Source organism: Streptomyces sparsus (genome assembly GCF_054776295.1).
Genome location: NZ_BAAHCA010001278.1, coordinates 1 through 1,102, shown reverse-complemented (window position 1 = coordinate 1,102; position 1,102 = coordinate 1). Strand labels below are relative to the sequence as shown.

Below are 1,102 nucleotides of genomic sequence, written 5' to 3'. Positions count from 1 at the left end.
AGCTAAGCCTTTCAGCGCCGATGGTACTGCATGCGGGAGCGTGTGGGAGAGTAGGTCACCGCCGAACAATCTTTGATGAGGACCGTTGGTCCCAGCGACATGCTGGGGCCAACGGTCCTTTTTTGCTTTGCGCTCGAAGCGCACCGAACGAACTGGTACGCGAGAACGATCGTGTACCACCCCGAGACAGGAGTCACGTCGATGTCCAACTCATCTGAGGAGAGGCCGTCCAGGCCCGAACGATCCGACAGTTCGCGCCGGCAGGACGGCGACGGGCGGGGATTCCGACGTGACGACCGGCGGGGCGACCAGCGTGGCGGCAGCGGCTACCGCTCAGGTGGTGGCGACCGTCCGCAGTTCCGGCGGGACGACCGCGGTGACAGCACCCGCGGGCCCCGTCGCGATGACGAGCGTGGCGCACCTCGTCGGGACGACCGCGGCCCTCGTCGTGATGACGAGCGCGGCGGCTTCCGGCGCGATGACCGTTCTGCGCCGAGGCGTGAGGGTGAGCGGGGTGGGTTCCGGTCGGGTGGGGACCGTCCGCCGTTCCGTCGGGATGACCGTGACGACCGTCCGCGCGGCCCGCGCAACGACGACCGCGGCGGCTACCGCCGCGACGACCGGGGTGGTGGGTCTCGTCCTGGCGGTGACCGTCCCCAGTTCCAGCGCGACAACCGGTCGGGCGGCCCGCGACGTGACGACCGGCCGAGTGGCCCCCGTCGGGATGATCGCCGGGACGGGGAGCGTGGCGGTTTCCGCCGTGATGACCGTCCCGCACCCAGGCGTGATGACGAGCGCGGTGGGTTCCGACGTGATGACCGTCCCGCACCCAGGCGTGATGACGAGCGCGGCGGCTTCCGACGTGATGACCGTCCCGCGCCGAGGCGCGACAACGAGCGGGGTGGGTTCCGGTCGGGTGGGGACCGTCCGTCGTTCCGTCGTGATGACCGTCCGGCGCCCAGGCGTGACGACGAGCGTGGCGGCTTCCGTCGCGACGACCGGCCGGCGCCGAGGCGTGACGATCGGCCCGCGCCCCGGCGCGACAACGAGCGGGGTGGGTTCCGGTCGGGTGGGGACCGTCCGCCGTTCCGTCGGGATGACC

Annotated in this window: 1 rRNA gene and 1 pseudogene; one reads left to right on the top strand and one right to left on the bottom strand. The window is 71.3% G+C overall.

From position 1 onward, the window contains the following. Positions 1-67, top strand: a 5S ribosomal RNA gene (gene rrf, locus ACYVE9_RS27890); the annotation flags it as partial. Positions 68-333: 266 nt separating this feature from the next. On the opposite strand, the pseudogene ACYVE9_RS27885 reads toward rrf, so the two are convergent. Beyond that, positions 334-1,102: pseudogene (locus ACYVE9_RS27885) on the bottom strand (hypothetical protein); the annotation flags it as partial.